The organism is Enterovibrio coralii (assembly GCF_001559595.1).
Lineage (GTDB): Bacteria > Pseudomonadota > Gammaproteobacteria > Enterobacterales > Vibrionaceae > Enterovibrio > Enterovibrio coralii.
This window is the reverse complement of the sequence record NZ_LNTY01000039.1, coordinates 73556-82233: the sequence shown is the minus strand read 5'-3', so window position 1 is coordinate 82233 and position 8678 is coordinate 73556. Positions and strand designations below refer to the sequence as shown.

General features: G+C 48.4%; 10 protein-coding genes. 6 read left to right on the top strand and 4 right to left on the bottom strand.

The window, feature by feature from the left end:
* Positions 1–291 precede the first annotated feature (291 nt).
* Positions 292–507 (bottom strand): HAD hydrolase-like protein, encoded by a 216-nt coding sequence (locus tag ATN88_RS27535; RefSeq protein WP_232313324.1) that lies wholly within the window; start codon positions 505–507, stop codon positions 292–294.
* Positions 480–845, bottom strand: a complete 366-nt coding sequence (gmhB, locus tag ATN88_RS16370) for a D-glycero-beta-D-manno-heptose 1,7-bisphosphate 7-phosphatase (RefSeq protein ID WP_232313322.1) — start codon at positions 843–845, stop codon at positions 480–482. Before gmhB ends, ATN88_RS27535 begins: the two co-directional genes overlap by 28 nt.
* A gap of 124 nt (positions 846–969) precedes the next feature.
* Here gmhB and tsaA point away from each other — a divergent pair, with 124 nt between their 5' ends.
* Together tsaA and ATN88_RS16360 are read left to right on the top strand one after the other, a co-directional pair.
* Entirely contained in the window at positions 970–1674 is a 705-nt protein-coding gene (gene tsaA / locus ATN88_RS16365) for a tRNA (N6-threonylcarbamoyladenosine(37)-N6)-methyltransferase TrmO (protein WP_067418270.1), read from the top strand.
* A 66-nt stretch (positions 1675–1740) separates the two neighbouring features.
* The gene (locus ATN88_RS16360) at positions 1741–3456 is read left to right on the top strand and encodes a proline--tRNA ligase (RefSeq protein WP_067418266.1); all 1716 of its coding nucleotides are present in this window, start codon (positions 1741–1743) and stop codon (positions 3454–3456) included.
* Between the two features lie 68 nt (positions 3457–3524).
* Here the strand turns inward: ATN88_RS16360 and ATN88_RS16355 are convergent, their stop codons facing one another.
* Complete coding sequence (locus tag ATN88_RS16355; RefSeq protein WP_067418263.1) at positions 3525–4439, bottom strand: GGDEF domain-containing response regulator; 915 nt, start codon at positions 4437–4439, stop codon at positions 3525–3527.
* Positions 4440–4664: 225 nt separating this feature from the next.
* Between ATN88_RS16355 and ATN88_RS16350 the strand changes: the two genes are divergently transcribed.
* From ATN88_RS16350 to ATN88_RS16335, 4 genes are all read left to right on the top strand, one after another.
* Positions 4665–5819: a patatin-like phospholipase family protein gene (locus tag ATN88_RS16350; protein ID WP_067418259.1), complete on the top strand. Its 1155-nt coding sequence runs from the start codon at positions 4665–4667 to the stop codon at positions 5817–5819.
* 104 nt (positions 5820–5923) lie between these two features.
* Positions 5924–6778 carry a GGDEF domain-containing protein gene (locus ATN88_RS16345; RefSeq protein WP_067418255.1) on the top strand — a complete coding sequence of 285 codons (855 nt, stop codon included), beginning with the start codon at positions 5924–5926 and terminating at the stop codon, positions 6776–6778.
* A 77-nt stretch (positions 6779–6855) separates the two neighbouring features.
* The gene (locus ATN88_RS16340; protein WP_067418252.1) at positions 6856–7062 is read left to right on the top strand and encodes a YaeP family protein; all 207 of its coding nucleotides are present in this window, start codon (positions 6856–6858) and stop codon (positions 7060–7062) included.
* Positions 7062–7250: a DUF4250 domain-containing protein gene (locus ATN88_RS16335; RefSeq protein ID WP_067418248.1), complete on the top strand. Its 189-nt coding sequence runs from the start codon at positions 7062–7064 to the stop codon at positions 7248–7250. Before ATN88_RS16340 ends, ATN88_RS16335 begins: the two co-directional genes overlap by 1 nt.
* A 65-nt stretch (positions 7251–7315) precedes the next feature.
* On the opposite strand, the gene ATN88_RS16330 is transcribed toward ATN88_RS16335, so the two are convergent.
* The gene (locus tag ATN88_RS16330; RefSeq protein ID WP_067418244.1) at positions 7316–8662 is read right to left on the bottom strand and encodes a sodium-dependent transporter; all 1347 of its coding nucleotides are present in this window, start codon (positions 8660–8662) and stop codon (positions 7316–7318) included.
* Between the last annotated feature and the right edge of the window lie 16 nt (positions 8663–8678).

The following is an 8678-nucleotide window of genomic DNA, read 5'->3' as shown; positions in this document are numbered from 1 at the left end:
TAGATCAAATTGTTAAAGAACGTTCTCAGCCTTGCTGAGCGGAGTGAGATTTAAACTCAACTCTTTTTTCGAGTCAAGCACTTTCGTGCTCCTCGTGTTCGCAGCGAACTTTGCCGTGCCAACGAGGAGCGCATTATAGGGAGAGATTTTTTGTTGGCAATACCTTTTTTATAAAAAAATCGCTTTTTCCCTAAAAAACCGCTCAAGTGTTCAAAAGATCATCAAATCGATATAAAAACGGCCCTTTCGGGCCGTTTTTAACGTTGAAAACTGTGTTTATCCTTTAGCGGATTACAGTGATTTCAAGAAAGCTGGAACATCTGCAATGCTATTTAGCACGGTTGTTGCCAACGCTTCACCGTCTGCTGTGACATCTTTACCGGTACGAACAAGCACCTTGGTCGGGATACCCGCTGCGTCAGCCGCGCGCATATCATCGGCTTTGTCACCAATCATTACTGATTGTTCCATGTCTATCTTCAGATAATCACGTGCTGAGAAGAACATGCCTGGCTTTGGTTTGCGGCAATCACAATCTTGCTTATATTTACCTTCGCCATGTTCTGGGTGATGAGGCAATAATAGATGCCATCAAAATCGACGCCTTTGTCTGCGAAGTTCCAATCCATCCATTCTGTCAGCGACAGGAAGTCATCTTCCGTGTAGTAGCCACGAGCAATACCAGATTGGTTGGTGACCAACACAAGCAGGTACCCCATTTCTTTAAGCTCACGACAGGCGTCAAACACACCTTCTACATATTCAAAATCATCAACCTTACTGATGTACCCGTGATCCACATTGATCACGCCATCTCTGTCGATAAATACCGCTGGTTTGGCCAAAGTTGTGCCCTCATTAATCTCTTACTCTGGGATTATGACATGCATTCTCTCTTCAATCACCAGACATCGCACTCTCGCCTTTTGTGGTAGAGTCTTCGCCAATAGCAAGTACGAGTTTTTAACGATGACCTATACCCTCAACCCTATCGGTAAAATCCAATCTCCTTATAAAGAGAAGTTTGCCGTTCCTCGTCAGCCAGGATTAGCACCGAGCGCGTTGGCCTCTATTGCACTTGTCGGCGATGCAAACAATGAAGACACAGTCAGAGGTATCGAGCAATTCTCCCACCTTTGGGTGTTGTTTTTGTTTGATCAGAATTTAGAGCAAGGTTGGACACCTACCGTCCGTCCACCACGACTTGGCGGAAACGAGCGTATTGGCGTATTTGCAAGCCGCGCTACGTTTCGCCCGAATGGGATTGGTATGTCTGTCGTCCCTTTAAAAGGCATTCGTAAAGTAGGCGCACAGGTATTCGTGGATATTGGCAGTTGTGATTTGGTGGATGGCACACCGATTGTCGACATTAAACCTTATATCCCTTATTCAGATTCAGTGCCTGAAGCACAAGGCGGTTACGCATCGGATGCACCTTCTACATTAGCCGTGACGTTTTCCGATGTTGCGATACAGACTCTCGCAAAAGATAAAGACGGCAGTCATAAAAAGCAGGTGATTGAAGAGGTGCTGGCTCAAGACCCTCGCCCTGCTTATAAGAAAGGCAAAACGGATACCAAAGAATACGCAGTTCATCTGTTTAACTTCAATGTGAAGTTTACCGTTGATGAAGCTGTAATCACTGTCACTATGATAGAAGCCTTTGGCGAATAGTGATCTCGCTGGTAATATGACGCCCTTACACCCTCCATATTGTAATTTAATAAACGGATAGCTTAGATGCGTACCAGTAAATACCTTCTTTCTACACTGAAGGAAACGCCAAACGACGCAGAAGTCGTCAGCCACCAGCTGATGCTACGCGCCGGTATGATCCGCAAACTGGCTTCAGGTCTGTACACCTGGTTGCCTACCGGTTTGCGCGTTCTGCAAAAGGTTGAAAACATCGTTCGTCAGGAAATCAACAACGCAGGTGCGATTGAGACTCTGATGCCCGTGGTTCAGCCGTTTGAGCTATGGGAAGAGACAGGCCGCTCTGAAAAGATGGGGCCTGAGCTGCTTCGCTTCACTGACCGCCACGAGCGTCCGTTTGTTCTGAGCCCGACGGCAGAAGAAGTGATCACTTCTCTTGTTCGTAACGAAGTGAACTCTTACAAACAACTGCCACTGAACCTGTACCAGATCCAAACTAAATTCCGTGATGAAGTGCGCCCACGTTTCGGCGTAATGCGTGCACGTGAATTCTCGATGATGGATGCTTACAGCTTCGACATCGATAAAGAAGGTCTGCAAAAGTCTTACGAAGCAATGCATATTGCTTACTGTGCAGCATTCGATCGCATGGGTTTGGACTACCGTCCAGTTCTGGCTGACACCGGCGCTATCGGTGGCTCTGCGTCTCACGAGTTCCACGTACTGGCTAACAGCGGCGAAGACACCATCGCGTTCTCTACCGATTCTGACTACGCAGCAAACGTTGAAATGGCGGAAGCGATTGCACCTGCGGGTGAGCGAGCGGCACCAACTCAGGAAATGACGCTGGTTGATACGCCTGATGCGAAAACGATCGCTCAGTTGGTAGAGCAGTTCGACCTGCCTATCGAAAAAACAGTTAAGACTCTGTTCGTGAAAGCGTCTGACGCTGTTGACGCAGACCTGGTTGCTCTGCTTGTTCGTGGTGACCACGAGCTGAACGAAATCAAAGCAGAAAAACTGGCGCAAGTTGAAGCTCCTCTGCAGTTCGCAACGGAAGAAGAAATCCGCGCGATCGTTAACGCAGGTCCAGGCTCACTAGGTCCAGTTAACCTGACTGTTCCATTCATCGTTGACCGCAGCGTTGCCTCAATGAGCGACTTCGGCGCGGGTGCAAACATCGACGACAAGCACTACTTCGGTATCAACTGGGGTCGTGACGTAGAGTTGGGTGAAGTTGCTGATATCCGTAACGTGGTTGAAGGCGATCCAAGCCCATGTGGTCAAGGTACTATCCTTCTGAAGCGCGGTATCGAAGTGGGTCACATCTTCCAGTTGGGTACAAACTACTCTGAGAAAATGAACTGTGGCGTACTAGGTGCTGACGGTAAGAACACCATTCTGGAAATGGGTTGTTACGGCATCGGTGTGTCTCGTGTTGTTGCTGCGGCGATTGAGCAGAACCACGACGACAACGGTATCATCTGGCCAGACGCAATTGCACCGTTCACTGTGGCAATCGTTCCTATGAACATGCACAAGTCTGAGCGCGTTCAAGAAGCGGCTGAGAAACTGTACGCGGATCTGACTGCGGCTGGTATCGAAGTTATCTTCGACGACCGTAAAGAGCGTCCAGGCGTGATGTTCTCTGACATGGAACTGATGGGTGTTCCACACACTGTCATCATCGGTGAGCGCAGCATGGACAACGGTGTGTTTGAATACAAACACCGTCGTGGCGGCGAGAAAGTGCCAGTAGAAATGGATCAAATGGTTGAGTTCGTGAAAGCGAAACTGGCTTAATCCAAGTCTTAGAAAAAACGCCTCCAATCGGAGGCGTTTTTTTATGTCTGAATTTCCCAATGTAGTCACTACAAAAAGGTAATGCAGTTTCTTCCATTGGCTTTCGAGGTATATAACGCATCGTCAGCTCGCTTAAAGTAGTCTTCGACGCGCATAGCGTTATCTATGGTATCAATCAAGGTTGCGCCGAAACTCATGGTCACAGGAATATGGGTTTCTTCGTGCTGGAACGGGTGCGCGGCAATCGCGAGGCGTATACGCTCAAGCACCTTTTCGGCATTGTCTTTATCATCAACAGCAAAGACCAATAAGAACTCTTCACCACCCACGCGCCCCAAACGATCATAGGGTCGAAGTTGCTGTGTCAGTAGTTTTCCCATTTCGTTGAGAATGGCATCTCCAGCCGGGTGGCCATAGTTATCATTGACCTGCTTAAACCAGTCGATATCACACACGGTAAAACATAAACAGGATTTGGTTCGGCCTGCTCGCGCGAAGTCTTCGTTAATGCGCTCAAACACAGCGCGTCTATTCATCAAACCGGTTAACTCGTCGTAGCTCGCCAATTTGTCCAAGCGCGACATCGCACTCATCAAGCGGTCTTGAAGTTCCAGGGTTCGTTTACCCACTTCAACACGCGCCCTCAGCACTTGCGTGTTGAATGGCTTGGAGACAAAGTCATTCGCGCCTTTGTTGAGCCCTTCAGCAATGTGCTCCGCACTGTCTCTGGCGGTACAAATAATGATGTATGGCGGGTTATCGGTGTCGATTTCTCGAATCTTCTGACAAAGTTCAATGCCACTGTATCCTGGCATTTCCCAATCGAACAGCAACAAGGTAGGTGGTTCATCTTGCATCATGATTTCTAATGCTTCGAGACCATCATGCGCGACAACAGCTTCCACGCCCCATTTCTTTAGGAGCACTTCCACCAGCTTGGCAGTCGCTTTGTCATCATCAGCAATCAGCGCGGTAATTGGCACAGGGACCTTTCATTTAAACGAACCTCATTGAACAAAAATATAACACTTCCTGTTCTACTCTATTGAAAGGATTGCAGTACGCCATGCGAGATTTAGCTCTAGGTCACAATCAGCGACGCAAAGAAGTACAACTATTCGGCATATAAAGCGTATTCCTCCAATCCTTATAACTTGGTTCATACTAAAAGAAACCGAATAACTCCTTGTGAGAACTGGGTTTACATAATGAAGAGACCATCCCCTGACAATGCACCTGTACAGAAAACTGCGCTCTTGCTGAGCGGAGGTGGTGCACGTGCTGCCTATCAGGTGGGTGTGCTCAAAGCGATTTCAGAATGGTACCCTCGTGTTCATCCCAGCCCTTTTTCTATCTACTGTGGCACGTCAGCTGGCGCACTAAATGCTACCTCCCTCGCCTGCCATTCGTCATGTTTTCGTCTCGGCGTCAAAAAACTGACCTGGCTTTGGTCAAACCTCAGCACAGAGGATGTGTTTAGAAGTTCATTGTCTGGGATTGTTCATCATTTAGGTCGGCAGGGATTTGCGCGCATGCAAGCGCAATATCACTGTGCGCCGCCGTTTGGACTGTTAGATAACCGCCCGTTGCGCGACTTGCTTCGGCGGGTACTCAACTTCAATAAGATTGATCACCAGATACTATCGGGTCACTTGCACGGCCTTGCAGTGACAGCCTCTAACTATCAAACCAGTAAGTCTGTGACGTTTTTCCAAGGGCAGCCAGAAATCGAACAATGGACTCGCTCACGAGCGATTGGCATTAAGAGCCAAATAACGACAGAGCACTTGTTGGCTTCCTCCGCCATACCCATCGTGTTTCCGGCATCCCAGATTGGCCACAGCTATTACGGTGATGGCTCTGTTCACCAAATTGCGCCGTTAAGACCCGCGCTCAAACTCGGTGCCGAGAAGGTCTTAATTATCGATCTCGCCCCCAAGCAAACATCGAGAGAGCCACTTATTGCGCACGCCCCCGGTCTTGCGACTTTGGGCGGGCATTTAATGGATGCGATCTTTGCGGATACGCTGTCAGCAGACTTAGAGCACCTCGATCGGATGAACACCCTCGTTGGTTCATTGGATAAAAAAGCAGCCGAAAAATTGGCACTCCGGCAAGTTGATGCCTTTCAACTTTCCCCTTCCTCACCGTTTGAACCCCTCGTAGAACGCTACTACTGCCACATGCCTATCGCAGTGAGAAGTTTGATGAGATTTTTAGGCATCAGTCCCATAGATGACGCGGCGATCACCAGTTATCTGTTGTTTGAACCGAAATATATCAATCACTTAATTGACATGGGATATCAAGACGCTCAGAATCTACGATCCGATTTGATCGGGTTTCTCGGTATAGAAAACTAAGACGGAATACTTCCACACGGCTATCCATTCCATGATCTGGAACGTTACTTGCTTACTGGTTAAAGCATGGACAATCATGGTTGTTGGTTTCTGAGGCAATATCGATGAGTACGCAACTGGAACAATTAAAAAATGCCGCGATTCAATCGCGTCGTGTTCCTCTTGGTGCGGATCAGCGGCTTATGGTGCTGCAGAAGCTTCAAGGTCGATTGGAAATCGATCAGCTGTTTGAAGTTTTTATCCGAGAGCTGGAAAAACAAATCGACATTACCCGGTTGATTTGGGATCACGAAGATATTTCCCACATTGTCAGACGCGGGGGAACGACGGAGTTTCGTCAAACCTTCTCGATCAAGTTCTCCCAAACTTCTCTCGGTATGCTGCAATACAGCACGCCCTACAAACTTGATGACGATGAGATCAGCCTCATCCATACCTATCACCGTCTATTGGCAGGTCCATTAAGAAACGCCATTGAATATAATCGCATTCGAAATCTGGCGTTGCTTGATAGCCTCACAGGTCTGAATAACCGAACCAGTTTCGAGCAGGATATCCGCCAAGCTGTTGCACTTGCCGAGCGTAAAGATAATGGCCTTATCCTAATGATCTTCGACATGGATAACTTCAAGCAGGTCAATGACACATACGGACACCTTGATGGTGACAAAGTATTACGTCGTTTTGCCATGTTACTCAAGCAAGCTATCCGCGCATCCGACCGTTGCTATCGCCTTGGCGGTGATGAGTTTGCCGTATTACTTACCCCTGCGACCAGAGAATCTGCGCAATTGGTCAACGATAGGCTAAAAACTCTCGTTGCTGGCGATGAGCTTCTGACTTCGCATGCCATCAGCAGTTCTGTGGGCTGTTCAGAGTATCGCAATGGCGACAACACCAACTCTCTGTTCGAACGCGCTGACCGCGGCATGTACCGAAATAAACATAAACGCCGCTAGCAGTGAAACGCGCGACAAAGGCTCCTTTAAGGAGCCTTTTTTGTTATATTGCTACCAGAGTTTTTCAAGGAGTGACTATGAAAGTCTACGATTGTTGTGCGCTGATCCGTCAGCGATATGCGGAGATTGGCAGTGGCGAGCAAGGCTACATTCCACAAGCCATTACCTGTGCCATTAAAACACTGAATGCCGTTGCTTCAGATGAAACGATTTCTGACGAGTTGCGCGAGCAAGCTGCATTTGCCGCAGCGAATCTTCTGATCAGTGACCACGAGGACGCATAATGGATCTTAAGAACTTTCAAACCATGGACACGATTATGCTAATGAGCATCGTGAACATGAAGCTGCGTGACGAGTTCGACTCACTGGAGTCATTGACCAAGTTCTTCGAAATTGATGCAGAGGCATTGAAAGAAAAACTGGCGACCGCTGGCTTTGAGTACATGGCTGAGCAAAACCAGTTTCGTTAATCTTTAATACGATAGAAAAAAGGAAGCCAGTGGCTTCCTTTTTTGTTTTGCTCGGTTTAACTGCGCTAGATTGACATCCAAATCACAGCAGCAACTAACGCAGGACACACAAACTTCACATAGGCTGGCCAGACTTTCCAAAACAGGCCTTCTTCGAGGTTGTCGAAACCTTGGCGCATCTCTTCCAGCTGCTTGTTACGTTTCCATACCCAGCCACCGTATAGGCAGAATAGCAGTGCTGCAATCGGCTGAACGTATTGGGTAGCAACCGTCGCAACCAAGCCAAACAAGTCACCAAAGTTAAAGATAATCACCGCACTGAATGCTGCAATGGCACCACCAAGCATCCAGCTTGCCACTGTGCGCGACGTGCCTTTACGTTCGTTCAACAGTGCTACCGGACATTCCAGCATCGAAATCGATGAGGTCAATGCAGCAATGGTCATCAGCACAAAGAACACTAGTGCCACAAACACACCCGCCAACCCTAGACCGTCAAACAACATTGGCAAGACATCAAACACCAAGGTCGAGGAGCTCAGCAGCGCGCCATTCGCATCATAGATTTCAACGCCTTGTTTCATTGCCGCAAACATGGCTGGCATGATGACCAGACCTGCAATCACTGCCACTGCGGTGTCCACCAGCGTGACATTCAACGCCATTTTTGGCAGGTTTTCTTTCTTGCTGAGGTATGAGCCGTAAATCAGCATGGAGCAACCACCAATGGTCAGCGAGAAGAAGCCTTGTCCCATTGCGGCTAGGATCAAGTCACTGTCCATGATTTTCGAGAAATCAGGCACCAAGTAGTGCGCCAAGCCTTCGGTCGCGCCTGGCAAGGTCATCACATAGACAAACATCAAGCCAAACAGAACAAACAACGCTGGCATCAAGCGCGTTGACCACTTCTCAATACCATCTTTAACACCGGCTTGAACAATCAAAATGGTCAGAAGGTAGAAAACTGCAGCACCAAAAAGATTACGCTCTACCGAAAAACCTTTCAGCCAATCCGACACCGATGTCATGCCCACCAGATCAGCACCCGCCGCCAGCATGAATGACACCAACCAACCGCCAACAATGCTGTAAAACGCCAGTACCAGACACGGCACCATTAAACCGATGAAACCTACCCCACTACCCAGCTTTTTGGTAAGCGGTGAATTGCCCAGCTTTTTCATGCTGTCGATCGGGTTTGCCTGACCTTGGCGGCCAATTGCCATTTCTACCACCAGCATAGGGTATGCCACGATCAAGATCAGAAGCAGGTACACCAGTAAGAATGCACCGCCACCATTGCTGGCAGCTTGTGTTGGAAAGCCCCAAATATTGCCTAAACCTACCGCTGCGCCTGCCGCAGCGAGGACAAAACCAAGGCGGGAACTAAAATGCTCGCGTCCTGCAGCCATTGCGTTAACCTCTTAC

What these genes read in the sequence shown, in the direction of transcription:
- ATN88_RS16345 (WP_067418255.1), top strand. Translation starts at nt 5,924, where the DNA reads ATGAGTACGCAACTGGAACAATTAAAAAATGCCGCGATTCAATCGCGT.
- ATN88_RS16350 (WP_067418259.1), top strand. Translation starts at nt 4,665, where the DNA reads ATGAAGAGACCATCCCCTGACAATGCACCTGTACAGAAAACTGCGCTC.
- ATN88_RS16330 (WP_067418244.1), bottom strand. Translation starts at nt 8,662, where the DNA reads ATGGCTGCAGGACGCGAGCATTTTAGTTCCCGCCTTGGTTTTGTCCTC.
- ATN88_RS16340 (WP_067418252.1), top strand. Translation starts at nt 6,856, where the DNA reads ATGAAAGTCTACGATTGTTGTGCGCTGATCCGTCAGCGATATGCGGAG.
- ATN88_RS27535 (WP_232313324.1), bottom strand. Translation starts at nt 507, where the DNA reads ATGTTCTTCTCAGCACGTGATTATCTGAAGATAGACATGGAACAATCA.
- tsaA (WP_067418270.1), top strand. Translation starts at nt 970, where the DNA reads ATGACCTATACCCTCAACCCTATCGGTAAAATCCAATCTCCTTATAAA.
- ATN88_RS16360 (WP_067418266.1), top strand. Translation starts at nt 1,741, where the DNA reads ATGCGTACCAGTAAATACCTTCTTTCTACACTGAAGGAAACGCCAAAC.
- ATN88_RS16335 (WP_067418248.1), top strand. Translation starts at nt 7,062, where the DNA reads ATGGATCTTAAGAACTTTCAAACCATGGACACGATTATGCTAATGAGC.